Raw genomic sequence first — 25082 nt, 5'->3', positions numbered from 1 at the left:
TGACCCGGTGGGAGAAGCGAGCAGCCAGGCGCGAGCAGAAGCCGCCCCGCCGGGAGAACGGCCCCGCCCGCTGGGCCGCCCGAGCCAGGCGAGGACTCGGCTGATGCCTCGGTGGGGACTGGCTGATGGCTCGGCGCGGGCCTAAGAAAGATCCGGCGCTCGAAGCGATCCGCGCCGGGTGGGGCGTGGTTGCGGCGCATCCGCTCTTCCGGGCGATGGTCAGCTACCGGAGCGAGCCCCGGCGGGTGCAGAACGGTCCGTGTCCTGCCGACGGCTGGGCGGTCGTCGACTCGGACGGGACCTTCTACGCCCACCCGACGCGGTTGGCTGATGCGGATCAGTGGGCTTGGGTGTTCGCGCATTTGCTGATCCACCTGGGGCTGGGACACGCGACGCCCGGCCGGCCTGTCGCGGATCATGCTTCGGCAGCGGCTTGTGATGTGGCGGTCAATCGGTTCCTGGCGTCGTTGGGGATCGGGCGGGCGGTGGTGCGGTTGCCTGACGAGTTGCCGGGGACGGACGAGGAAGCGCTGGCGCGCGAGTGGCGGCGTACCGGCGTACCGGTTGAGTTCGGGCAGTTGGGTGTGGCTGGGCATGTGAACGACGTAGTCGTGAAGCCCTGGACTGGGTGGGGTGATCCGCCCGCCTGGGAGGACTGGTTTGCAGTTGGGCTCTCGGACGCGGCTGCGGCGGCTGTAGACGTCGCTGGTGGGGTGCGGTCGTCGCTGTCGGACGCGGGTGGTCGTCTGGATGAGTGGGACCGGGCGCTGGCGTGGTTTGTGTCGTCGTACCCGTTGCTGGGCGCGCTGGCGGCGAGCATGAAGGTAGTGGCCGAGGCGGAGCTCGCCCGCGGGTGGGACATCCACGTGGCGGCGGTGAATGCCGAGGCGGGGGAGATCTACATCAACCCGCTGCACAAGCTGACTCAGAACGAGTGGCGCTTCGTGATGGCCCACGAGATGCTGCACGCTGCTCTGCGCCACGGTGCTCGCGTAGGAGGGCGTGATGCGTACCTGTGGAACGTGGCGGCCGACCTGGTCATCAACGGCTGGCTGATCGAGATGGGCGTCGGCACGATGCCGGAGGGAGCCCTGTACGACGCGTCGCTGCGCGGACTGTCCGTGGAGGCCGTGTACGACCGGATCACGACTGATCTGCGCAGGTACCGCAAGCTGGCGACTCTGCGGGGTGTGGGACTAGGGGACGTGCTCGGGCAGCCGCTGCCCCGGGTGGGCGAGGCTGCGCGGGCTGCTGACCTCGACGACATCTACCGGCGCTCGCTGACGACCGGGCTGGCGTACCACGACAGCAGCCGGGGTCTACTGCCTGCAGGGCTTGTGGAGGAGATCAAGGCGCTCGACCATCCACCGCTGGCTTGGGATGCGCAGTTGGCGCGCTGGTTCGAGGAGCATGTGCCGTCGGTGTCGAAGGTACGGACGTACGCTCGCGCCTCGCGTCGCCAGGCGAGTACGCCGGACATCCCGCGGCCGGGGTGGATCCGGCCGACCAGTGTCGAGCGACTGCCGACGTACGGGGTGGTCCTGGATACGTCCGGGTCGATGTATCGGCCGCTGCTGGGGAAGGCGTTGGGCGCGATCGCGTCGTACTCGATGGCACGGGATGTCCCGGCGGCTCGAGTGGTCTTCTGCGATGCGGCGGCGTACGACGCTGGGTATGTGCCGGTCGACGAGATCGCTGGGCGGGTGAAGGTGCGTGGGCGGGGTGGGACGGTGCTGCAGCCGGGGGTGGATCTGCTGGAGCGCGCGGACGACTTCCCGGTGGACGGGCCGATCCTGATCATCACGGACGGCCAGTGCGACGTAGTACGGGTCCGGCGTGAGCACGCGTGGCTGGTGCCTGCGGGAGCGACGTTGCCGTTCACGCCGCGGGGTCCTGTCTTCCGCGTGCAGTGAACAGGCTTCGCTGTCGGTGCACCGAGCTGTTGCTTGAACCCGTCGCATTGCGAGGGTCTGGGCATGTGGCGCAACCGGGAGTTCCTGAAGCTGTGGTCAGGGCAGGCGATCTCCTGGACCGGCAGTGCGATCACCACTGTCGCCATGCCGCTGGTAGCCGTCGTCACTCTGCATGCGTCGGCTGTGGAGATGGGTGTGCTCGCGGCCCTCAATGTCCTTCCACACTTGGTGTTTGGGCTCCCAGCGGGCCTATGGGCCAGTCGCTTCTCGCTGCGCCGCGTACTGATTGGCGCTGACCTGGGCAGAGCGCTACTGCTCGGCGCGATCCCTTTGCTGGCAAGCATCGGGCACCTACAGATGCTTCATCTCTACCTGGTCGCGGCTGGCGCCGGCACCCTCACACTGCTGTCCGACACCGCCTCACAGTCGCTGCTGCCGGTACTCATCCCGCGCAAGGACCTGATGTCCGCCAACAGCGCAACCCTCTTCACCCAGACCGTCGCCGGCACCGCCGGCCCATCCCTGGCCGGCGCCCTGATCGCGGCCGCCAGCGCCCCCTTCGCTATCACCTTCGACGCTCTGTCCTACGCCGCATCCGCAGTTACCTCCGTACTCCTCAAGAAACCACCGCCCCTCCCTACCTCTCGCGGACCCGCGTTATCCCTCACGGGCGGCCTACGACACCTCTTCGGCGACCCGCTGCTCAGACCACTGGTCATCTCCGCAACAGCAGCCGCAGCCTTTGGAGCCCTCCAGGCCCCGCTGGCGGTCCTCTACCTGGTCCGGGAACTCCACTGGTCCCCAGTGCTCGTCGGCGCCGCCATCACCGTCGCAGGAGTCGCCTCCGCACTCGGCGCACTCGCAGCCCCGGCGTACGGGCGTCTCCTAGGCCTAGGCCGCGCCTACATCACCGGCCAGCTCCTCGCATCCCTCTCAGGCCTAGCCCTAGCCGCAGCCCTAACCCCACTGGCCTTCCTGAGCCAGCTCCTAACCGGTCTAGGCATGCCCCTGTACGGCGTCCCCCAACGCACCCTCCGCCAATCCCTCGTCCCTCCCGCCCTACTTCCACAAACCACAGCCACCTGGCGCACCCTGGTAACCGGCGGCCAAACCCTCGGCGCCCTAACCTCCGGTGTCCTGGCCACCACCGTCGGTCTTCGCCCCACCTTCATCCTCACCACCCTCGGCATGCTCACCGCCACCCTCTACTCCGCCCTATCCGCCCTCCGCCACGCGCGATGATGGCTCCCATGACCCCAGTCCACTCCGCACTGGTACTGCTGCTCGCTGCGGTGGTCAGCGCCCAGGTCCTGATGCTGATGGAAGGCGAGCGCTCACTACGCCAACGCCTGCGCGACCTGAGCTGGGGCGGCGACGCATCCTCGCTACTACTCGCCACCGCCTTGATCGCCGGAGCCCTCGGCCTACTCCTCGGCAGCCTCTGGCACAGCGCCGGCGTAGGCGCGGGAGCTGGCCTAGGGCTCAGCGTCATGGGCTGGGCAGCCGCTGTCGCCTGGGCCCATCGACGACTGGCGGAGGGCGACACCGAGGTCTGACGTTGCGGACGTCGGCGCTGGCGCCGAGCTGAGTCAGCCGACGGGGGATGCCGGCGCTCGCGCTGGGGTGGGCAGCTGGCAAGGTGGGCGGATGCTGACGCAGGTGGCTGATGGGGTGTGGGTGCGGCAGAGCGAGTGGGTGTGGAGCAATGCCGTGGTGGTGCGTGGGGACGCTGGGTTGGTGCTGGTCGATCCGGGGATCGATGGGGACGACCTGAGCCAGCTGGCGGATGATGTCGAGCGGTTGGGGATTCCTGTGGTTGCTGGGTTCTCCACTCATCCGCACTGGGATCACCTGCTGTGGCACTCCCGATTCGGTGACGTGCCGCGGTACGGGACCGCAGGCTGCGTACAGGTCGCCAGTGAGGCGCGAGAGCGGGCGCAGGCGATGGCGGCCGAGTCAGCGTCGGGCATCCCGCTCGAACTGATCGGGCTCCTCACCCCGCTACCCGCGGACGGGGGAGGCGTACCGGGCAAGCTCATCGAGCACCAGGCACATGCCGTCGGCCATGCAGCGATCCTGCTCGCGGACCGCGGCGTACTGATCGCCGGCGACATGCTCTCCGACGTCCTCATCCCACTCCTCGACCCCCGCCGCCCCGGCCAACTGGACACCTACGAAGCAGCCCTCGACCAACTGGACGAAGCAGCCCGGCACGCCGAGGTCCTGGTACCCGGCCACGGGGCCGTAGCCAAAGGCCCCGAGCTGGCCGCCCGCCTGGCCACCGACCGCGCCTACCTCGCCGCACTCCGCCAAGGAACCAACCCCGCCGACCCACGCCTGGCCCAGCCCTGGCTCGCCGGCCCCCACCAGTCGAACGTAGACCAGGCCTCCGGGGCAGCCGACGAAGAGCACCCATAGCCGTCCGCCCCAAAGGCGTTCGTTTGCGCCTAGGGTGACCCGATGGCCGCCCGGATCCAGATCGCAGTCGCCGTCCTCGTCCGCGACGGCCTCGTACTCCTGGTGCACCGCCACCCCGCGCGCCAGCACTACCCCGACGCCTGGAGCTTCTCCGCCGGCGGCCACGTCGACCCAGGCGAGTCGCACCACCAAGCCGTCACCCGGGAATGCCGCGAAGAACTCGCGATCCAGATCCACGCCCCCGTACCCGTCCCCATGACGATCAGCGACCCCACCCTCGACATGCGCGCGTTCCTAGTCACCAGCTGGGACGGGGACCCGGTCAACGCGGCCCCGGAGGAGCACGACGACCTCCGCTGGTTCCGCCCCGCCGACCTCCCAGCCCTGAACCTGGCCCACCCCGAGAGCCTCCCGACCCTCCTGAGCGCCATCCGGACCGCCTGAGCGCGGTACAGAATCGAAGCCAAGGCCCGCGCCGCGGTTCTGTACTGCTCCCTCGAAGCGTTTATGGTTCGACGTGCCTGGAATCTATGAGCAGCGCTGGCGATGGGCGGTCGATTTCATCGATCCGGACCCGTCCCGGCGCCGGGCCGCGAAGGTGCGAAACGATCGGTACCGCGCCGAGCACAGTGAGTCGATCCGGCGCGAGAACGCCCTGTGGTGGTCGAACGGCCAGAGCTACGACTTCTCGGCGGAGCCTGCCCTGGAAGCGGAGTTCTACCGGCAGGTCGCGATCGGGCGGACCGCGGGCGACCACACGATCTACGGTGCGCTGTCCAGGTTCGTCGACGCTTCGTGGTACCCGGACCGCTGGGCGACCTTCGAGCAGCTCACGCCGTACGCGGTGCTCTTCCTGCGCTGGGAGGCCACCTATCCCGAGGAGTGGGAGGCCGCCGGCGACGGAGCTCCCTGGGGTCTGAAGAAGCGGATCCTTCGGAGCTTCGCACGAGCCGGTGTACCTGACTCGGCTCGTGCTCAGCTGGTAGAGCTCGTCACCCAGGCCGTGTCGAGAACGTACCGCTGCGAGGACCGCTGGTACGCCGCACTGGCGCGACGCGTCGACGGCCCAGACCTGAGAGCAGCCCTCGACGAGCGCCGGAAGTCACCCGATGACTTGGTGCGCGTCAAGGCGGACTACGTCGAAGCTGTCCTGGCCGACGCGGAAATGCCCGTCACCCGGGCAAGCTGGCGCCGGTACCTCGCCCGCTCGGGTACGAACGTGACAGAAGGCCCCTGGTCACCGGATCCCGGTGGCCAGAGGCCTTCTGCTTCCTGAGCGGGTGACGAGAATCGAACTCGCGTAGTCAGTTTGGAAGACTGGGGCTCTACCATTGAGCTACACCCGCATGCGCCCTGTTGGGGGCACGCGCACATGATTCCACATGGCCGGGCCAGGTCTCAAACCGGTTCCCGTCGGCGGTCCCGATGGGGGTGGTGGCGCGAGCACTGGTCCGCGTCCACTAGACTCGTGCGGTCACTGCGGGGCGTAGCGTAGTGGCTAGCGCGCCTGCTTTGGGAGCAGGAGACCGCAGGTTCGAGTCCTGTCGCCCCGACAAACCCCAGCAGCACCGTGCAGCGTGGCCTGTCCGGCCACGGCTGTGAACGTCATCGACCAAGGAGAACCGCCACCGTGAAGAGCACCGTCGAGTCCTTGAGCCCGACCAAGGTCAAGCTCATCGTCGAGGTGCCGTTCGAGGAGCTCAAGCCGAGCCTCGACGCGGCGTACAAGAGCATCGGAAGCCAGATCGTCGTCCCCGGCTTCCGCAAGGGCAAGATCCCGCCGCAGGTCATCGACCAGCGGGTCGGTCGCGGTCCGGTGCTCGAAGAGGCGATCAACGACGCGCTGCCGAAGCTGTACTCGCAGGCCGTCCAGGACAACCAGGTCAAGGCGATCGGCCGGCCTGAGGTCGATGTGACCGAGTTCAACGACAAGGAGAGCCTGCAGTTCTCCGCCGAGGTCGAGGTCCGTCCCGAGATCACCCTGCCGGACCTGGAGGGCCTCGAGGCCGGCGTCGAGGACATCGCGATCAGCGACGACGAGGTGACCGAGCAGATCGAGGCGCTGCGCCAGCGGTTCGGCGCGCTGAACCCGGTCGAGCGCGCGGTCGCCGACAAGGACTTCATCACGATCGACCTGTCGGCCACCAAGGACGGCGAGAAGATCGAAGAGGCGCAGGCGACCGGCCTGTCGTACCAGGTCGGCAGCGGTCAGCTGCTCGACGGCCTGGACGAGGCCGTCCTCGGCCTGAACGCGGGCGAGTCGAAGACCTTCGTGACCCAGCTGGTCGGTGGTGAGCTCAAGGGCGAGGACGTCGACGTCGAGGTCACCGTGACCGCGGTCAAGGAGCAGGAGCTGCCGGAGTTCGACGACGACTTCGCGCAGACCGCGTCGGAGTTCGACACCGCCGAGGAGCTGACCGCTGACGTCCGTACCCGGCTGGAGCGCGGCAAGCGCCTCGAGCAGGCCGGCGACGCGCGCGACGCCGTACTGGAGAAGATCCTCACCCTGGTCGAGGTGCCGGTCCCCGAGGGCCTGCTGACCGACGAGCTGGCCGCCCGCCGGGAGAACCTGGAGCAGCAGCTCGGGTACTCCGGAATGACGTTCGCGCAGTTCCTCGAGGGCGAGGAGCAGACCGAGGAAGAGTTCGACGAGGACCTGAAGAAGCGTTCCGAGGACGCGATCAAGGCCCAGTTCGTGCTCGACCTGGTCGCCGAGCAGCAGGAACTGAGCGTCAACGACCAGGAGCTGACCGAGCACATCGTCCGGCACGCCCAGCGTTCCGGTGTCAGCCCCGACCAGTTCGCCCAGCACGCCGTCGAGAACAACCTGGTCCCGAGCCTGGTCTCCGAGGTAGTCCGCGGCAAGGCGCTGGCCCACCTGGTCGAGAACGCCAAGATCACCGACGCCTCCGGCAACACCGTCGAGCTCAAGACCCTCCAGCCCGACGGCACCTACGCAGACCCGGCCGACGACACCGACGCCGAAGCCCCCGTCGCCCCGGCCGAGGAAGAGCCCGCCAAGGCCTGAACCACCTGAACACCAAGCCGACGGGCCCGATCCCCAACGGATCGGGGCCGTCGGCTGTTTCGGCCCATCCCGACCTAGCTGGTAACTAACTTGCACCTGGCGACGAAAAGTTTCCGCCTAATCACGTACGGGGCATTGGCGACTACAGGGATCGGCCGGGAGGCCGGGAGCCCGGCGGCGAAGGACATCGAGGACCTGTACGGCGGCATCACAGGGGCGGTTGGTGATGTCGAACCAGCCGTAGCGCAAGGTGGCCTCGGCTCGTAGGGTGGCGCGATTGTCGCGGTCGAGGTCACGCCACCGGCGCTGGGGCGCGAGGTGGAAGCGCCCGTCGAGTTCGACCACCAGGCCGTACCGGGGATAGGCGACGTCCGTGAATTCCTGATCCACCTGGCGTTGCCGTACGCCGGTCGGCAACCTGTGCCGCCGTTCGACGTCGCGTAGGTATCGCAGTTCGAGCAGGGAATGCGAGCCGGATGCGACGTCGGCCAGGATCGGTCGCAGTACGGACCGGTGACGCAGGCGGCCTCTCGTGTCGAGGGCTCGGACGATGTCGGCGGGGCTGACCTGCCCGCTCTGGCAGGCTTCGGCGATCGTGGCTGCGGCCTCGTCCGGGGTCGCAGAGACTCCGACGATGTCCAGTACGGCCTGGGGCGCCTGCCGTCTCGGCGGGATGACGGTTGCCAGGCGGTTGGCCCAGTGCTCGTCGCGGTGGATCCGGAGGTTCGGGCGGCTCCTGACTCGCCGCTCGGCAGGGATGGTCACGTGGACCGGCCGGCGGTCGTCGCGTTTGATCAGCCCGTGCTGTTCGGCGGCGGTGTGGTGGCTCCAGGCTGCATCCGGACCGGCGTACAGGAGTGCTGCGAGGAGGCGTTCGTCGTACCCGATCGGGCCGGTGTGAGTCGCATAGACGCCGGGGTGGACCGTCTGCCAGGACCGGCGGCGCAACCGGCGGCGGATGTCGGCGTCCGACCAGCCCGCGGCCAGGAGCTGGCTGCGCGCGATGATCCGGTCCTGGGTATGGATCAGCACGTCGAGGCCTTCGTCCGCAAGCTCTTGCCGCCACCACCAGTCCATCTGTACGAGAGTGCCTGAACCAGCCGGAACGGCGCTGATGCGGCTGTGGACAGCCGCTATCTGGTAACTGACTTGCACCAGGCGACGAAAAGTTTCCCGAGTCGGGGTGGAGCGTAAACGGCTGTTCGGGGAGTTCGCTGAGGGCAGATGGCGTGCGCCGTGAGCGAACAGGTGGCTACCAGCCTTAGGTCTGTGGGTGGGGACCAGTAATGTCGGCTTTGTGAACGAGACATTTGCAGCCAGCCCCACCGCCGCGGGCGGTGCCGGATCCGGCGGACTAGACGACCACATCTACCAGCGCCTGCTGAGCAACCGGATCATCTTCCTGGGGTCCGAGGTTCGCGACGACAACGCGAACGCCATCTGCGCTCAGATGTTGCTCCTCAACGCCGAAGACCCCAACAAGGACATCTGGCTGTACATCAACTCGCCGGGTGGCTCGGTGGACTCCGGGATGGCGATCTACGACACCATGCAGTGGATCTCCAACGACGTCGCCACGGTCGGGATGGGCCTGGCCGCCTCGATGGGCCAGTTCCTGCTCTGCGCCGGCGCGAAGGACAAGCGCTTCGCCCTGCCGCACGCGCGGATCATGATGCACCAGCCGTCGGGCGGCATGGGTGGTACGGCCTCCGACATCAAGATCCAGGCCCAGCAGTCGCTGCACATCAAGGCGCAGCTGTTCAAGCTGATCGCCGAGCACACCGGCCAGCCGCTGGAGCAGGTCGAGACCGACGCCGACCGCGACCGTTGGTTCACCGCGGACCAGGCGAAGGAATACGGCTTCATCGACCACGTCGTGGCCAGTGCTGCTCAGCTGAGCAGCGGCAGCCCGAACTCCTGACCTCTCCTGCGAAACTAAGGACACCAGCATGAACTACTTCATCCCGCAGTGGGAGGAGCGCACGTCGTACGGCATGCGCCGGATCGACCCCTACACGAAGCTGTTCGAGGACCGGATCATCTTCCTCGGCACCCCGATCACCGACGAGATCGCCAACGCCGTGATGGCGCAGCTGCTCTGCCTGCAGGCGATGGACTCCGACCGGGACATCAGCATCTACATCAACTCGCCCGGTGGCTCGTTCACCGCGCTGACCGCGATCTACGACACGATCCGGTACATCAAGCCGGACGTGCAGACGGTCTGCCTGGGCCAGGCGGCCTCCGCCGCCGCGGTGCTGCTCGCAGCCGGTACGCCGGGCAAGCGCCTCGCCCTGCCGAACAGCCGGATCATCATCCACCAGCCGGCCACCGAAGGCACCTACGGGCAGTCCAGCGACATCGAGATCCAGGCCAACGAGATCCTGCGTCTGCGGGCCCTGCTGGAGACCATGCTCGCCGAGGCCAGCGGCAAGCCGCACGAAGAGGTCTCCCGCGACATCGAGCGGGACAAGTTCCTGACCGCCGACCAGGCGATCGAGTACGGCCTGATCGACGACATCCTGCAGACCCTCAAGACCCCGGTCCCGGCCGGCGTCTGAGAACGACCGTTCCGCTTCCGGCGGTACCGAGTCAGGGGAACGCACTGTCAAGTGACAGTGCGTTCGCCACCGGCGTAGTCACAACGCGTCGGTGGGCGCGGCGTTTCGGCCCCGGGCGCGGTACCGTCGAAGCGAGTTCCGGGTGGGGATCAACTCCGATGGTTCAGGTTCGAGTCCGCCCGGTTCGACTGCTCAGAGAAGGGATCTGTCCCGGTGGCACGCATAGGTGACGGCGGTGACCTGCTCAAATGCTCGTTCTGCGGCAAGAGCCAGAAGCAGGTCAAGAAGCTCATCGCCGGTCCCGGCGTCTACATCTGCGACGAGTGCATCGATCTCTGTAACGAGATCATCGAGGAGGAGCTGAACGAGGGCTCCGAGGTCGGTCTGACGGAGCTGCCCAAGCCCCGGGAGATCTACGACTTCCTCAATGCCTACGTCGTCGGACAGGACGTGGCGAAGAAGGCGCTCGCGGTAGCGGTCTACAACCACTACAAGCGGGTCCGCGACGGTCAGGGCTCGTCGAGCGCCGGCCGGCACGCGAAGGACGAGGCCGTCGAGCTGGCCAAGTCGAATATTCTGCTGATCGGCCCCACGGGCTGCGGCAAGACGTACCTGGCCCAGACGCTCGCCCGGATGCTGAACGTGCCGTTCGCGATCGCCGACGCCACCGCGCTGACCGAGGCGGGCTACGTCGGCGAGGACGTCGAGAACATCCTGCTGAAGCTGATCCAGGCGGCCGACTACGACGTCAAGAAGGCCGAGACCGGGATCATCTACATCGACGAGGTCGACAAGATCGCCCGCAAGAGCGAGAACCCGTCGATCACCCGCGATGTCTCCGGCGAGGGTGTCCAGCAGGCGCTGCTGAAGATCCTGGAAGGCACCACGGCCAGCGTTCCGCCGCAGGGCGGCCGCAAGCACCCGCATCAGGAGTTCATCCAGATCGACACCACCAACGTGTTGTTCATCGTCGGCGGCGCGTTCGCCGGGCTGGACCACATGGTGGAGCAGCGGGTCGGCAAGAAGACGCTCGGCTTCAACGCCAAGCGCGAGCCGGAGAAGCCCAAGGAGCTCAGCGGCTACTCCGACGTGATGCCGGAGGACCTGCTCAAGTTCGGTCTGATCCCCGAGTTCATCGGCCGGCTCCCGGTGATCACCACCGTCTCCCCGCTGGACCGGGACGCGCTGATCAAGATCCTGTCCGAGCCGAAGAACGCGCTGGTCAAGCAGTACCGGCGGCTGTTCGAGATCGACAACGTCGAGTTGGAGTTCAGCGACGACGCGGTCGAGGCGATCGCGGACCAGGCGCTGCTGCGCGGCACCGGCGCCCGCGGGCTGCGCGCGATCATGGAAGAAGTCCTGCTCAACGTGATGTACGAGGTGCCGAGCCGCGAAGACGTCGCCAAGGTCGTCGTCACCGGCGAGGTCGTCCTGGAGAACGTCAACCCGACGCTGATCCCGCGCGACCAGATGGTCAGCAAGCGCGAGCGCCGCGAGAAGACCGCCTGACAAAAGCAAGAAGAGGTACGGGGTGCGGTCGGTCGGCAATCCGTACTACGGGTGAGCTCCGCTCACCAGGTTCACTCCTGCGAGGGGCCGGCATCCGCTGAGAGGCGGACTGCCGGCCTCCTTCCGTTGACGGACTCGGACCGACAGCTCCCGGCAATAGCGTCGATGACGTCCACTCATCGACTCGCTGGGGGAGAACCGTGTACGTCCGACCCGCTCGACGGATAGCGGCGGTACTAGCCGCGGCCGCACTCGTAGTGCCAACTACGGCGACAGCTGCACCAACCACAAGCACCAAGCAACCAGTAGTCCCCAAGCTCAACTGGGGGAGCTGTGGCAGCGCCCCGGAGCTGAAACCGTTCCAGTGCGCCACAGTGGAGGTCCCCGCCGACTACGACCACCCCCGTGGCCCGACAACCACTATCGCGCTGACCCGGCTGCCCGCCAGCGACCCGGCTCATCGCATCGGCACGCTGTTCACCAACCCGGGCGGCCCTGGCGGCCCAGGTGTCGACTTCATCCAGCAGGTCGCCCAGATCGCCTACACCCCGCAGGTACGGGCGCAGTTCGACATCCTGGGCTTCGACCCGCGCGGCGTCGGCAAGTCCGACCCGGCGACCTGCTACCGCACAGAAGCCGAGGAGCAGAAGGTACTGGCCAGCCAGCCGGCCTTCCCTGTCACCCATGCCGAGGAGCGCGCCTACACCACTTGGGGCATCAAGGTCGGCCTGCATTGCACCGCATTCGCCGGTGACAAGCTGGCCCACATGTCGACGGCGAACGTTGCCCGTGACATGGATCTGCTCCGCCAGGCAGTCGGTGACGACAAGCTGAGCTACGTCGGCTACTCCTACGGCACGTACCTCGGTGCCACCTACGCCAAGCTGTTCCCCACAAGGGTTCGCGCACTGGTTCTCGACGGGACGCTCAGCCCGACCGGGTACTCCGGGTCGGACGGCGATCGGCGCCCGTTCGGCGTACGGGTTGCGCAGGGCGACGGCGCTGCAGCGACCTTCGCTCAGTTCAAGGCAGAGTGCAGGAAGGCCGGGCCGGACAGGTGCTCGCTGGCCAAGCTCGGTGACCCGTCCACGGTCATCGAGAAGCTCTTCAAGCGGCTGAAGACCAACCCGGTCGTCGTGACGCTGCCTGACGGGACCACAACGACCGTGACCTACCAGGTCGCTGTGGTGGTCGGCTTCCAGCACATGTACGACCCCGCAGGTTGGCCGGAGCTCGCCGACCTCTACAGCCAACTGGCGGCCCCCGCGAAGAGGTCGAAGGCGCCGGCTGCGCTGGCCGAGTGGACCAAGCACAGGGAGGTGTATCCCTCGCTGGCACAGGCCATGCAGCCCTGCATCGAGACCGCGAAGGCCGGCCGGCCTCTGGCCTACCCGGAGTACGCCGATGCCGCCGACAAGACCGGTTCGCACTTCGGCCGTTTCCGCGCCTGGATCAGTCAGCCGTGCGAGTCCATGCCGGTCAAGGACACCGACGCGTTCAAGGGCCCCTGGCCGAACAAGGTGAAGGCGCCGGTACTGGTCATCGGCACCCGGTACGACCCAGCGACGCCGTATCAGGCCACCCGCCCGTACGCCGACCTCTTCCCGGCCGCCCGGATGCTCACGGTCGAGGGCTACGGCCATACGACGCTCTTCAAGAGCAGTTGCGCCGACGCCCGCATCACGGCGTACCTGACAACCCTGCAGGCACCAGCCGACGGCAGTACGTGTCAGCAGGACCGCAAGCCCTTCGATCCGATCCCGGCAGGCAAAAAGTTGGTCCAGGGAGCCGTTGTCCAGTAGGACAACGTGTAGGAAAGTTACCAAATTTTGGGGAGTATGGGCACGAACCGCCCCAATCGTGAGGTTCTCCGGACGGATCCGTCGTATTCATCCGTCCGGAGGGCCCTGCGCCATGTGCACCTCGGAAGGTGACGCCCATGAAACCCATCAGTCGTCGAACCCTTGTTCTCGGCGGACTGGCGGCGGCCGGTGCTACCGCGCTGCCCGCCCGCTCCAGCATCATCACCGCCACTGCTGCTGTCCCCTATCCGTTCCAGCTAGGGGTCGCCTCGGGTGAGCCGGACGCGAGCAGCGTCGTGCTCTGGACCCGCCTGGCCCCGTCCCCGCTCAATGCCGACGGCCAGGGCGGCATGGCCAACGCCAATGTCGCCGTGGACTGGCAGGTGTCCACTACCGAGTCCTTCAGCACCCTCGTCACCTCAGGGACCGTCACTGCTACCTACGGAGCCGCTCACTCCGTCCATGCGATCGCCAACGGCCTCAACCCCGACTCGGACTACTTCTACCGCTTCCGCGCCCAGGGCCACGTCTCACCCGTCGGCCGCACCCGTACTGCGCCCGCGGCGGGCACGAACGGCCGCGACCTCGTCATGGCCTTCACGTCCTGCGCGCACTACGAGGAGGGCTACTACACGGCGTACCGGCGAATGGCTGAGGACAATCCGGGCCTCATCCTGTTCCTGGGCGACTACATCTACGAGTACCCCGCTACTAGCGGCCGGACCCGTCTCCACCTGGGTGCTACCGAGATCACGACACTGGCCGACTACCGCCGTCGCTATGCGCAGTACAAGTCGGACCCGGATCTGCAGGCGGCCCATGCGGTCGCGCCGTGGATCGTCGTACCGGACGACCATGAGGTGGAGAACAACTACGCCAACATGACTCGTGCGGACAGTACTCCGGCGCTGACGACGGCGCAGTGGACAGCGCGCCGTACTGCGGCGTACCAGGCGTACTACGAGAACATGCCGCTGCGGCCGGCCCAGGCCAGCAACGGCAACTCCATCCAGTTGTACCGGCGCCTGCCGTGGGGCCAGCTCGCCACGTTCCACATGCTCGACACCAGGCAGTACCGCAACGACCAGGCGTGCGGCGACGGCTGGAAGATCTGCTCGGACGCAGACCTGGCCACCCGGAGCCTGCCCGGCAACGCTCAGGAGACCTGGCTGCTCAACGGTCTTGCCGAGAAGGCGGCCACCTGGGACATCATCGGGCAGCAGGTGTTCTTCGCCCGGCGCTTCAACTCGACCGGGGCCAGCATGGACTCGTGGGACGGGTACCGCGCATCGCGGGCCCGGATCCAGCAGGGCTGGATCGACCGCGGCAACCGCAACCCGGTCGTGCTCACCGGCGACGTGCACCGCGCCTGGGGCAACAACCTGATGGCCGACTACGACAACGCGAACTCGGCCGTGATCGGCACCGAGCTCGTCACCAGCTCGGCCACCTCGACCGGCGACGGCGACGCCACCACGGCGATCCCGGACGTCGGGACCAACCCGTGGCTGAAGTTCTACAGCAACCGCCGCGGCTACATCCGGACGACGGTCACGCCGACGCAGATGCAGGCGGACTTCCGTGGCGTGGCGAAGGTTTCGGAGCACGACGCGCCGGTGTCGACGCTCAAGTCGTTCGTGATCGAAGAAGGCCAGCCCGGCCTTCAGGCCGTCTGAGGGGACCCAGCGATGAAGAAGAAGCTACTCGCCTTGGCCGTTGCCGTTCCCTCGCTACTGTTCACAATCCCTGCACAGGCAGCGATTGCGGCGCCTGTCTGGAGTACTGCGAACAGCGTGTCGACCGGCGACCAGGACACCGCCTCGATCGCGACCAACCGCAACGGGTACGTCGCCGTCGTCTGGGAGGACGACCGCGACACGACCGATGCGACCGACAACGCGCACAGCGAGATCTTCCTGCGGTTGTATCGCAACGGCACGGCGCTCTACGAGGTCAAGCTGTCCGCGGCCGGCAGCAGTGGCGTCACCAACTGGCGCCACCTGCACCCGGATGTCGGGCTGGACGACAAGGGCAATGCGGTTGTCGTGTGGGCCGACGACCCGGACGGCAACGGGTACTACAACATCCCTTACCGGGTGGTGAATACGGCCGGTACCGTGACAGCCTCGGCCAACGCGAACACGTCGGCCGATGGCCAGCAGATCAACCCGCGGGTGGCGGTCGACCCGGACGGCGCTCCGTCGACAGCGGCGGTCGCGTTCACCGTGGTGTGGGAGGACATCCAGACGGGCACTCCGGCGACGGTGAAGGCGGCTGGATTCACCGGGCCGACGACTCGCGGCTACGAGGTGACCGCCTCGACGACGACGGGCCAGCACCACAACCCGGACGTGGCGGTGTCGGCCTCGGGCGACGCGGTCGTGGTGTGGGACGACGGGTCGACCGATACGGCGTACAACGTCGGACTGGTTGGGCTGGCCCGTACGAATGGCGCGGTCACGCTGTCCCGGCGTACGGCGAACGGCACTACTGCCGGCGCGCAGGCGCATGCCTCGGTGGCCGCCAACTTCAACGGCGACTTCGCGGTCGCTTGGGAGTCGGGTGGTGGAGTGTGGACGCGAGGCTTCACCGGCACGGGTGGCGCGCGCACTGCTGAGGTGGAAGTTGTTGCCAATGGCAAGAATCCGTCGATCGGGATCGATGACCAGGCCGGCAGCGTCGTCGGCTGGACCGCTACAGCCACGGACTCCGACGTGTGGGTCCGCGGCTTCAACTCAGCCGGTACTACGGACGCGCCGCGGCTGTCGGCTCAGCAGTTGAGTCAGTTGCCCGCGGGGCGGCAGGAGCAGCTGGTGGTCGCCGTGTCGCCTTGGTCGGAGGTGGCGGTCGCCTACACGGACGACAACGACGGGAACACCTATGACCAGGTGATCCTGGGCCAGGGCATTTCGAACAACAACTTCTGACAACTGTGCAGGGCCCGGGCAGCCTGCCCGGGCCCTGCCTTTTGAGGTACTACTTCTTGGCGACCCAGATGAGGGCATCGCCGACGGCCCGCTCGGCCCCGTTGGTGCCGCTGGGGTGGCTGACGAGCGCACCGTTGACGGCCATCGCGGTCGAGCCGCCGCCGTCGAGGTTGATCGCATCGGTCAGGTCGAGGGCGTTGGCCACGGCGGCCGTCTCGTCCATCGTCGTACCGACGCTGGTGGTCTGCCGGCCGTCGAGCGCAGCCAGGGTGAGCTTGCCGTCGCTGGTGGTGCCGACGATCGAACGCGGGTTGCGGTCGAAGAAGCTGCCGGTACCTGCAGGGACGACGACCTGGCCGTTGGCGGTGAGACGGTAGCGGCCGGTTACGGCGTACAGGTCCTTGCGCAGTTTGAGGTTGGTGCCGTGCTCGTCGGCGATCGCGATGTCGGTCTTCAGGCAGGTGTGCGAGACCATCGCGAGCAATGCGTTCGAGTCGCTGCCGGTGGCCTGCAGCGAGGTCTGGTTCTTCGTCAGGGTCGTACCGCGGGTGGCGGCGACCCGCTCGACGCAGCCGTCCCGGTCGAGGACGACCTCGATGCCCGCGCCGGCCGGGGTGCTGGCCGCGAACTCGGGGGTGAAGAGCGTGACGTCGCCGGGGACGGTGCAGGCGGTCTGGGCCGGGAGAGTCGCGCAGGCGGTCGGGATGACCGGCGGATGGTTGACGAATTCGAGGGGCAGCGTCGCGCCGGTCTTCGGGTTCTTGACCGCGCCGGTCCAGCGGAGATGGCCCATCACGGCCTTGTTGGTCTTGGCGTCGACGATGAAGTTGGCCTCGGCGGGATCGGTGAGCGGCTCGCTGAGCAGCTTGCCGTCGGAGATGCCGAGACCGACCGGGTCGCCGGGGTAGAGGGCGCTGGCGGTGAAGGTGAAGAAGGACGCGTTGATACCGGCGAGGGCGCCGGACGTACGGACCAGGTCGCTGGTCTTCTCGACCTTGGCGAGGTCGGGGCCGTACGTCGTCCGCAGCTCGCCCCTCGCCTTGCGCGGGTCGATGGTGAGGACGTTGACGATCCACGGGCCGCGGGTCGTGGTGTTGATCTGGTCGGCCGGCGCGGGGTCGGTACCGCGGACGATGCGGGTGAGGGTGACGCCCTCGGCGAGGGTCGTGACGGTGCGGGTCTCGGCGAGGTCCGCGTCGCCGAGGGGGAGGTCGCCGGCGGCGTACTGGATCGGGGCCGGTTGCTGTTCGGGGTTGGGCTCGGCGGCGGTGGCGGACGGGGCGACGAGCAGGGTCGCGAGCGCGGCCAGCATCGTGGTGGCGGCGGCGCGAGACCTGGCGGGAGAAGTCATGGTGGCCATCCTTCGGGGTTTTGGTGGAATCTTTCCACTCGGATGGCTGGCTGGTCAGTAACTTGCAGGTGAAACGTTTCGTCTACGATCGCTGGCGTGATGACGAAGCCGCCGGGTCGCTGATCTTGTGTCTGCCGTTGTCGCTGCCTTCGTCGCGCTCGTTTCGGTCGCGGTGCTCGGGTACCTGGTGGGGCTGGCCGGCGTACTGCGGGCCGAGGACGAGCTGGTGTTGTCGCGGCTGGCGTTCTACGTCGCGACGCCGGCGTTGCTGTTCACCACGGTGGCGCGGGCTGACCTCCATGCGATCTTCTCGCCGGTGCTGCTGACGAATCTGGCGGGGCTGTTCGTCGTACAGGTGCTGTATCTCGGCGTGGCCGTGCTGATCTGGCGGCGGAATCGAGCGCAGGCGACGATCGGGGTGCTGGCTGCGTCGTACGTGAACGCGGGGAATCTGGGGGTGCCGGTCGCCGCTTACGTGCTGGGCGACGGGGCCTTGGTGGCGCCGATTGTGTTGTTCCAGTTGCTGGTGATGGCGCCGGTGGCGTTCGCCGTACTGGATGGGGATCGGCATGGCGCGGGGCGGCGGGTGCCGGTGCGGGTGCTGTTGACGCGGCCGTTGCGAAATCCGCTGACGGTGGCGTCGCTGCTCGGGTTGCTGGTCGCGGCGGCGGGCATCTCGCTGCCGTCGTTGCTGATGCGGCCGATCGATCTGGTGGCGGCGGCTGCGGTGCCGGTCGCGTTGGTGGCTTATGGGTTGAGCCTTGGCGGCGCGAAGGATTCGATCAGCCTCGACCGGGACGCAGTACTGGCCGTCCTGCTGAAGACGCTGGTCCAGCCGCTCGTCGCGTACTCAGTCGGCCGCTGGCTCCTCGACCTCGAGGGTCCTGCCTTGCTGGCCCCGGTGCTGTTGGCGGCGTTGCCGACCGCTCAGAACGTCTACGTGTACGCCGTGCAGTACCGCGCCGCGCGGAGACTCGCCCGCAGCGCGGTACTGCTCAGCACCTTGCTCTCGATCCCGGTGATGATCGCCTTGAGCGGCCTACTCGCCTGACTACCGGTCTGCTCGCCTGACTGCTTCGGCTACTTCATGGCCTTGAAGGCCTCGTCGGCGAGCGGGCCGACGTCGTTCACACTGACACCGTCGTTGGCCGCCTGGGCGATCACGGTCAGCGTGTTGGATCCTCGGTAGCACTGCGTCGGCAGATTATCGGTCGACTCCACACAGGTCGCCTGCCCGACCTTCTTCACCTGCTCGGGCCTCGCGCCGGAATCCTTGATCGTCTTGTCGATGTCGACCTTGCCGCGCAACGCGATCACCACGAACAACCGCTGCCCGTCGAGATTCCCGTACGCCTCGACAGTCGCCTGCTTGCCGTCGTTGATCCGGCTCAACGCATCCCGCGTCTCCTCGAGCTTCAACTGCTGCCGGATCTGCGCATCAGTAACCCGATCCAGCCCACCCAACTTCGCCGGCGGCGTGATACCCCTCGCGGTGTTCAGCCGACTCATCGGCCCCAGCCCAGCGAAGTACCCAAACGCCGCCACCACCAGCAACGCCAGCACAACCCCACCCACAGTCACCCACGGGTTCCGCCGCCATTTCACCTTCTTAAGCGCCCGCCAAGGCGCCTTCCACCAAGCCCCCTTCCCATCACCCTCACCCGGCCCCGCCTGCGCAGACGCATCCGTCCCAGTCCCACCACCACCCGCGGCACCCGCCCCAACCGCACGCCCCTCAGCCGCACCCGCCCCAACCGCACGCCCCTCAGCCGCACCCGCCCCGGCCGCACCCACTCCGGCTGCACCCGCTCCAGCCGCACTCGCTCCAGCAACATCCGCCCCGGACGACGAGCCGCCGCCCACGCTCGCTCCACCGGCGCCCACCCCAGCGCCGCTAGCGCCCGCCGCACCGCCCCCAGCGGGGCTACTCATTTCCGCCGCCCCGGCTCCGGCGCCGCCGCTTGCGCCCGCCGCGCCAGCTCCGGCGGAGGTGTTCGTGCTGGTGGTGCTGGCTCCGGCGGAGGTGCTCGTGCCGGTCGCGCTGGTTCCGGTGGGGCTGCTCGTGCCGGTCGCACCGGTTCCGGCGGAGGTGTTCGTGCCCGGCGCGCTGGTTCGGGTGGGGGTGCTCGTGCCCGTGGCGCTGGCACCGGCGGGGCTGCTCGTGCCCGCCGCATCGGCACCAGTGGGGCTGCTTGTGCTGGTGGTGCTGGCTCCGGCGGAGGTGCTCGTGCTGGTGGTGCTGGCGGGTGGGGTGGTGTCCGTGGTCGGGGTGTTTGTGGGGGTGGGTGGGTTGGATGGGGTGGGGAGGGGTGTCTGCTTCGGGTGGTCGTCCGGGCCGGGGGTGGTGGGGGTGCTCATGAGTGCTCCTCGGGGCGCGCGGACGGGGTCGCCGGGGGTCGGGCTGGGGTTGTCCCGATCGTTTCATATCTGGACAAGGTGATCTCGCAGCGGTCGGCGGACCGGCTGAACCCGCAGGGTAGTCGCTCGGGTGAAACCAGTAGCGCCCGCCTCCGAAGAAGCGGGCGCTACCGGACGGCGAATCCGCCAGGGTGCTGCGACGAGTCAGCCCGGTGTCGCGGGTGACCCGGGTACTGCCGGTGACTCGGGTACTGCGGGTGACTCGGGTACTGCGGGTGCCCCGGGTACTGCCGGTGCTCGGGTACTGCGGGTGCCCCGGGTACTGCCGGTGCTCGGGTACTGCGGGTTGCCTGGGTACCGCGGGTGAGCTCAGAGAGCGGCGATGACTGAGACCTCGGTGGATTCGTCGGGGCTCCAGAGGATTTCGCCGGTGATTCGGCCGGCGGCGCGGAGGTCGACTTCGGCCTGGGCGGCGAGGGTGAGGCGGGCGGCGGGGCCGCTGACCTCGACCTTCGAGACCTCGGTCTTCATCGAGACCTGAGCCGTCGACTTGGCGCCGCGGATACCCGCGAGGACCTCGGCGACCGCGTCGAGGACGGCCGGGTCGTGCTCGGCAGCAGCGACGTCGACCGACGGGACCGGCCAGGAGGTGGTGTGGATCGAACCTTCCTGCCACCACGACCAGACCTCTTCGGTCGCGAACGGCAGGTACGGCGCGAGCAGCCGCAACTGAACCGACAAGGCGACAGCGAGCGCCGCCTTCGCCGACACAGCACCCTCCTCGCCGTGTCCGCCGTACGCCCGCTCCTTGACCAGCTCGACGTAGTCGTCGCAGAAGCTCCAGAAGAACCGCTCGGCGATCTCCAGCGCACCCGTGTAGTCGTACCGCTCGAAGGCAGCCGTCGCCTCGTCGATGACGTGCCGCAACTGCGCCAGCATCGCCAGGTCGACCGGCTGCGTGACGGCACCCGCGTCGACCGACGTCGCGCCGAACGACAAGACGAACTTCGACGCGTTCAGAACCTTGATCGCCAGCCGTCGCCCGACCTTCATCTGCGACTCGTCGAACGGGGAGTCCATCCCCGGCCGGGCCATCGCGGCCCGCCAGCGAACCGCGTCCGAGCCGAACTTCTCCAGGATCTCCGACGGGACGATCGCGTTGCCCTTGGACTTCGACATCTTCTTGCGGTCGGGGTCGACGACGAAGCCCGAGATCATCGACCGCGCCCACGGCAGCGTGCCGTTCTCGTAGTGCGCGCGGACGACGCGGGAGAACAGCCAGGTGCGGATGATCTCGTGCGCGTGCGTGTTCAGGTCCATCGGGAAGGTGCGCTGGAACAGGTCGTCGTCGCGCTCCCAGCCGCAGACGATGTGCGGGCTCAGCGACGACGTCGCCCAGGTGTCCATCACATCGGGATCCGCGACGAAACCGCCCGGCTTGCCGCGCTGGGACTCGTCGTACCCACCCGGGACCTGGGAGGTCGGGTCGATCGGCAGGTCGGCCTCGCTCGGCATCAGCGGGTGCGCGTAGTCCGGCTCGCCGTCGTGGCCGAGCGGGTACCAGACCGGGAACGGGACGCCGAAGTAGCGCTGCCGGGAGACCAGCCAGTCCCCGTTCAGCCCCTCGACCCAGTTCTGGTAGCGGTGGTGCATGAACTCGGGAACCCAGGCCAGCTCGTCGCCGCGCTCGAGGAACTCGGCCTTCAGCGCGTCGTCCCGGCCGCCGTTGCGGATGTACCACTGCCGGGTGGAGACGATCTCGAGCGGCTTGTCGCCGTTCTCGTAGAAGTTCGCCTTGCGCTGGGTCGGCTTCGGCTCGCCGTCCAGGTCGCCGCTGTCCCGCAGCTTGCCGACGATCAGCTCACGCGCGCTGAAGGCCGTCTTGCCCGCGATCTCCGCATACAGCTCGGAACCCTCGAGCCACGCCGGGGTGTCGCGCAGGATCCGGCCGTCGCGGCCGATGACGGTGCGGACCGGGAGCTGCAGCTCGCGCCACCAGATCACGTCGGTGAGGTCACCGAAGGTGCAGCACATGGCGATACCGGCGCCCTTGTCGGGCTCGGCCGCCTCGTGCGCCAGGACCGGGATCTCGACGTCGAACAGCGGCGAGCGGACCGTGGTACCGAACAAGTGCTTGTAGCGCTCGTCGGACGGGTGGGCGATCAGCGCGACACAGGCCGGCAGCAGCTCGGGCCGGGTGGTCTCGATGTAGATCGGCCCGTCGGCGCCGTGGAAGGCGATCTTGTGGAACGCGCCCGGGTAGTCGCGGGCCTCCAGCTCCGCCTGCGCGACCGCCGTCTGGAACGTGACGTCCCACAGCGTCGGCGCCTCGGACAGGTACGCCTCGCCGCGCGCGAAGTTGCGCAGGAAGGCGCGCTGCGAGGTCCGCCGGGAGTCGTCGGAGATCGTCGTGTAGAGGTAGTTCCAGTCGACGCTCAGCCCGACCTGGCGCCACATCGCCTCGAACGCCTGCTCGTCGATGTGGGTCAGCTCGCCGCACAGGTCGACGAAGTTCTGCCGCGAGATTCCGACCTGCTTCTTCGGGTCCGGCTTCTCCGGCGGGGTGAAGTCGGGGTCGTAGGGCAGCGACGGGTCGCACTTGACGCCGTAGTAGTTCTGGACCCGGCGCTCGGTCGGCAGCCCGTTGTCGTCCCAGCCGATCGGGTAGAAGACCTTCTTGCCGCGCATCCGCTGGAAGCGCGCGACCAGGTCGGTGTGGGTGTAGCTGAAGATGTGCCCGACGTGCAGCGACCCGGAGACGGTCGGCGGCGGGGTGTCGATCGAGTAGACGTCCGCGCGCTCCGCAGTACGGTCGAACGCGTAGGTCTGCTGTTCCTTCCATACGGCAGCCCACTTCTCCTCGAGACCGTCGAGGGTGGGCTTGTCAGGAACACGGGACGCTTCGCTCATACGGCAATCCTAGTGGTTGTCAAGGGGTGCTCACGACGGGTTATCCACAGCCCTCCTACACTGGCCGTCTGATGAGCGCACTCTCTTATGCCGAGGTATCGGCGAAGCTTCAGGCCCGTTGGCCGGAGAACAAGATCGATCCCACGCTGGACCGGGTCCGGCGGCTCGTCGAGCTGCTCGGCGATCCGCAGAAGAGCTATCCCGTCGTCCATCTGACCGGGACCAACGGCAAGACCTCGACCGCGCGGATGGTCGACGCGCTCCTGCGCGAGGCCGGGCTGCGGACCGGGCGGTTCACCAGCCCGCATCTGGAGTCGGTGCGCGAGCGGATCACGCTGAACGGTGAGCCGATCGACGAGCAGCGGTTCGTCGAGGTCTACACCGAGATCGAGCCGTACGTCGATGTCGTCGACTCCGAGAACGAGCACCCGCTGTCCTTCTTCGAGGTGATGACCGGGATGGCGTTCGCCGCCTTCGCGGACGCGCCGGTCGACGTCGCGGTGGTCGAGGTCGGCCTCGGCGGCACCTGGGACTCGACCAACGTCGCCGACGGCACGGTCGCGGTGATCACGCCGGTCGCCGTCGACCACGCGCACATCCTCGGCGCCGATCCGGTCACCATCGCCAGGGACAAGTCCGGGATCATCAAGTCCGGCAGCACCGCGGTGATCTCGCAGCAGAGCCTCGACGTGGCCGAGGTGCTGGTACGCCGGGCCGCCGAGGTCGGTGCCCAGGTCGCCCGCGAGGGACTCGAGTTCGGGGTCGTCAGCCGCTCGGTCGCGGTCGGCGGCCAGCTGATCTCCTTCAAGGGTCTCGGCGGCGAGTACGACGACATCTACCTCCCGCTGCACGGTGAGTACCAGGCCCACAACGCCTCCACCGCACTCGCGGCCGTCGAGGCGCTGCTCGGGGCGAGCGGGCAGAACGAGGGCCAGCGGATGACCCGCGAGCTGGTCGAGGCAGCCTTCGCCGAGGTGACCAGCCCCGGCCGGATGGAGGTCGTCCGGACCAGTCCCACCGTCATCGTCGACGCCGCGCACAATCCGCACGGTGCCCAGGCGACCGCCGAGACGGTGTCGGAGGCGTTCGCGTTCCAGCCGCTGATCGGCGTACTGGGCTGCATGAAGGACAAGGACGTGTACGGCGTGCTCGAGGCGTACGAGCCGATCATGGAGACCGTCGTCTGCACCCGGAACTCGTTCGACCGGTCGATGCCGGCCGAGGAGCTGGGGGAGCTGGCGATCGAGATCTTCGGCGAGGACCGGGTCCTGGTCCGGCCCAAGCTGCTCGACGCGATCGACGACGCGATCCGGCTGGCCGAGGAGAACGCGCTGGCGATGGGCACCGGCGGCGTACTGATCACCGGCTCGGTGATCACCGCGGGCGAGGCCCGGACGCTGCTGGTCCGCAGACCGGCAGGCGAGAAGCGATGAGGTCGCTGGCCGGCATCGTGCTCGGCTTCGAGTTCATCGTCCTGGCGCTCGTGACGCCGGTGATGATCTCGGTCGCCGACGTGAAACCCGGTACCGCGCTCCCGGTGTGCCTGGGGCTGGCCGTGCTCGCGCTCGTCGCGGCCGGACTGTTGCGCAACCAGGCCGGCTACGTCCTGGGCTCGATCATCCAGGTCGCCGCGGTCGGTCTCGGGTTCGTCGTACCGGTGATGTTCGTGCTCGGCCTGGCCTTCGCCGCGTTCTGGGTGATGGCGATCGTGCTCGGCCGCCGGATCGACGAGGCCAAGGCCGCCCAAGCCGCCCACGGGTGACAACCACTAGGCTCGGCCGCAGCAAGCCCGCCTGAACAGCATCGGAGAGAGAACAGACATGTCGCAGCGCACCCTCGTCCTGCTCAAGCCCGACACGGTACGCCGTGGCCTGGTCGGGGAGGTCCTCGGACGGTTCGAGGCGAAGGGCCTCACCGTCGTCGCGATGGACCTGCGCACGATCGACGGCGAGCTGGCCGACCAGCACTACGCCGAGCACGTCGAGCGGGACTTCTATCCGCCGCTGCGCGAGTTCGTCACCAGCGGCCCGCTGGTCGCGCTGGTGCTCGAGGGCGACGAGGCGGTCGAGGTCGTCCGCGCGCTGAACGGCGCCACCGACGGCCGCAAGGCCGCTCCGGGCACGATCCGCGGCGACCTGTCGCTGTCGAACCGGGAGAACCTCGTGCACGGCTCGGACTCGCCGGAGTCGGCCGATCGCGAGATCAAGATCTGGTTCCCCGACCTGCCGTAGTACTCCGCAGTTGTGGAGGGCGGCGCGAACACCTGGTGAATGGACCGATACGATGCGTCGCGGGCGGACGAGTC

General features: G+C 68.1%; 21 protein-coding genes, 2 tRNA genes and 1 pseudogene. 19 read left to right on the top strand and 5 right to left on the bottom strand.

Features of this window, described 5'->3' with window-relative positions; genetic code table 11:
• Positions 1-125: 125 nt before the first annotated feature.
• The 6 genes from ABD768_RS15925 (at position 126) to ABD768_RS15900 (ending at position 5607) form a co-directional block, all read left to right on the top strand.
• Positions 126-1913, top strand: coding sequence for a vWA domain-containing protein (locus tag ABD768_RS15925; RefSeq protein ID WP_344841297.1), 1788 nt, complete (start codon positions 126-128; stop codon positions 1911-1913).
• Positions 1914-1976: 63 nt separating this feature from the next.
• Entirely contained in the window at positions 1977-3155 is a 1179-nt protein-coding gene (locus tag ABD768_RS15920; RefSeq protein WP_344841296.1) for an MFS transporter, read from the top strand.
• Between the two features lie 8 nt (positions 3156-3163).
• Complete coding sequence (locus ABD768_RS15915; RefSeq protein ID WP_344841294.1) at positions 3164-3469, top strand: hypothetical protein; 306 nt, start codon at positions 3164-3166, stop codon at positions 3467-3469.
• 91 nt (positions 3470-3560) lie between these two features.
• Positions 3561-4331 (top strand): MBL fold metallo-hydrolase, encoded by a 771-nt coding sequence (locus ABD768_RS15910; protein ID WP_344841292.1) that lies wholly within the window; start codon positions 3561-3563, stop codon positions 4329-4331.
• Between the two features lie 42 nt (positions 4332-4373).
• Positions 4374-4775: an NUDIX domain-containing protein gene (locus tag ABD768_RS15905; RefSeq protein ID WP_344841290.1), complete on the top strand. Its 402-nt coding sequence runs from the start codon at positions 4374-4376 to the stop codon at positions 4773-4775.
• 73 nt (positions 4776-4848) lie between these two features.
• Positions 4849-5607, top strand: coding sequence for a hypothetical protein (locus ABD768_RS15900; RefSeq protein WP_344841288.1), 759 nt, complete (start codon positions 4849-4851; stop codon positions 5605-5607).
• Here ABD768_RS15900 and ABD768_RS15895 read toward each other — a convergent pair.
• Positions 5607-5677, bottom strand: a tRNA-Gly gene (locus tag ABD768_RS15895). The genes ABD768_RS15900 and ABD768_RS15895 overlap by 1 nt on opposite strands.
• Positions 5678-5811: 134 nt before the next feature.
• Between ABD768_RS15895 and ABD768_RS15890 the strand changes: the two genes are divergently transcribed.
• Positions 5812-5884 (top strand) — tRNA-Pro (locus tag ABD768_RS15890).
• 77 nt (positions 5885-5961) lie between these two features.
• Complete coding sequence (gene tig, locus ABD768_RS15885; RefSeq protein WP_344841286.1) at positions 5962-7359, top strand: trigger factor; 1398 nt, start codon at positions 5962-5964, stop codon at positions 7357-7359.
• Between the two features lie 117 nt (positions 7360-7476).
• Here tig and ABD768_RS15880 read toward each other — a convergent pair whose 3' ends face one another.
• Complete coding sequence (locus ABD768_RS15880; protein WP_344841285.1) at positions 7477-8436, bottom strand: hypothetical protein; 960 nt, start codon at positions 8434-8436, stop codon at positions 7477-7479.
• A 220-nt stretch (positions 8437-8656) separates the two neighbouring features.
• On the opposite strand from ABD768_RS15880, the gene ABD768_RS15875 reads away from it, so the two are divergent.
• The 6 genes and pseudogenes from ABD768_RS15875 (at position 8657) to ABD768_RS15850 (ending at position 16158) form a co-directional block, all read left to right on the top strand.
• Positions 8657-9280 carry an ATP-dependent Clp protease proteolytic subunit gene (locus tag ABD768_RS15875; protein WP_343971407.1) on the top strand — a complete coding sequence of 208 codons (624 nt, stop codon included), beginning with the start codon at positions 8657-8659 and terminating at the stop codon, positions 9278-9280.
• 22 nt (positions 9281-9302) lie between these two features.
• Positions 9303-9920 (top strand): annotated as a pseudogene (locus ABD768_RS15870) (ATP-dependent Clp protease proteolytic subunit); the annotation flags it as partial.
• Positions 9921-10133: 213 nt separating this feature from the next.
• A complete protein-coding gene (clpX, locus tag ABD768_RS15865) occupies positions 10134-11429 on the top strand; it encodes an ATP-dependent Clp protease ATP-binding subunit ClpX (protein ID WP_343971410.1) in 1296 nt (431 codons plus the stop codon).
• Between the two features lie 374 nt (positions 11430-11803).
• The gene (locus ABD768_RS15860; protein WP_344841282.1) at positions 11804-13231 is read left to right on the top strand and encodes an alpha/beta hydrolase; all 1428 of its coding nucleotides are present in this window, start codon (positions 11804-11806) and stop codon (positions 13229-13231) included.
• Positions 13232-13368: 137 nt separating this feature from the next.
• Positions 13369-14907 (top strand): alkaline phosphatase D family protein, encoded by a 1539-nt coding sequence (locus tag ABD768_RS15855; RefSeq protein ID WP_344841280.1) that lies wholly within the window; start codon positions 13369-13371, stop codon positions 14905-14907.
• 12 nt (positions 14908-14919) lie between these two features.
• Positions 14920-16158 carry a hypothetical protein gene (locus ABD768_RS15850; RefSeq protein WP_344841278.1) on the top strand — a complete coding sequence of 413 codons (1239 nt, stop codon included), beginning with the start codon at positions 14920-14922 and terminating at the stop codon, positions 16156-16158.
• Positions 16159-16207: 49 nt separating this feature from the next.
• Here the strand turns inward: ABD768_RS15850 and ABD768_RS15845 are convergent, their stop codons facing one another.
• Complete coding sequence (locus ABD768_RS15845; RefSeq protein ID WP_344841277.1) at positions 16208-17509, bottom strand: phosphodiester glycosidase family protein; 1302 nt, start codon at positions 17507-17509, stop codon at positions 16208-16210.
• Between the two features lie 127 nt (positions 17510-17636).
• On the opposite strand from ABD768_RS15845, the gene ABD768_RS15840 reads away from it, so the two are divergent.
• Positions 17637-18560 carry an AEC family transporter gene (locus tag ABD768_RS15840; RefSeq protein WP_344841276.1) on the top strand — a complete coding sequence of 308 codons (924 nt, stop codon included), beginning with the start codon at positions 17637-17639 and terminating at the stop codon, positions 18558-18560.
• 29 nt (positions 18561-18589) lie between these two features.
• On the opposite strand, the gene ABD768_RS15835 is transcribed toward ABD768_RS15840, so the two are convergent.
• Entirely contained in the window at positions 18590-19114 is a 525-nt protein-coding gene (locus ABD768_RS15835; RefSeq protein WP_344841274.1) for a hypothetical protein, read from the bottom strand.
• Between the two features lie 391 nt (positions 19115-19505).
• Between ABD768_RS15835 and ABD768_RS15830 the strand changes: the two genes are divergently transcribed.
• Complete coding sequence (locus ABD768_RS15830; RefSeq protein ID WP_344841273.1) at positions 19506-19949, top strand: hypothetical protein; 444 nt, start codon at positions 19506-19508, stop codon at positions 19947-19949.
• A gap of 287 nt (positions 19950-20236) precedes the next feature.
• Here the strand turns inward: ABD768_RS15830 and valS are convergent, their stop codons facing one another.
• Positions 20237-22777, bottom strand: coding sequence for a valine--tRNA ligase (gene valS / locus ABD768_RS15825; protein ID WP_344841271.1), 2541 nt, complete (start codon positions 22775-22777; stop codon positions 20237-20239).
• Positions 22778-22848: 71 nt separating this feature from the next.
• Here valS and ABD768_RS15820 point away from each other — a divergent pair, with 71 nt between their 5' ends.
• From ABD768_RS15820 to ndk, 3 genes are read left to right on the top strand one after another with little or no spacing between them, the layout of a single operon-like run.
• Positions 22849-24210, top strand: coding sequence for a bifunctional folylpolyglutamate synthase/dihydrofolate synthase (locus ABD768_RS15820; RefSeq protein WP_344841269.1), 1362 nt, complete (start codon positions 22849-22851; stop codon positions 24208-24210).
• Entirely contained in the window at positions 24207-24539 is a 333-nt protein-coding gene (locus tag ABD768_RS15815) for a DUF4233 domain-containing protein (RefSeq protein ID WP_344841267.1), read from the top strand. The genes ABD768_RS15820 and ABD768_RS15815 overlap by 4 nt, the downstream gene beginning before the upstream one ends.
• A gap of 58 nt (positions 24540-24597) precedes the next feature.
• Positions 24598-25008, top strand: a complete 411-nt coding sequence (ndk, locus tag ABD768_RS15810) for a nucleoside-diphosphate kinase (RefSeq protein ID WP_343971440.1) — start codon at positions 24598-24600, stop codon at positions 25006-25008.
• Positions 25009-25082: the final 74 nt, after the last annotated feature.

Origin of the sequence: Kribbella ginsengisoli, assembly GCF_039537185.1 — a bacterium.
In the GTDB taxonomy this organism is placed as follows: domain Bacteria; phylum Actinomycetota; class Actinomycetes; order Propionibacteriales; family Kribbellaceae; genus Kribbella; species Kribbella koreensis.
This window is presented reverse-complemented; position numbering and strand designations above follow the sequence as displayed.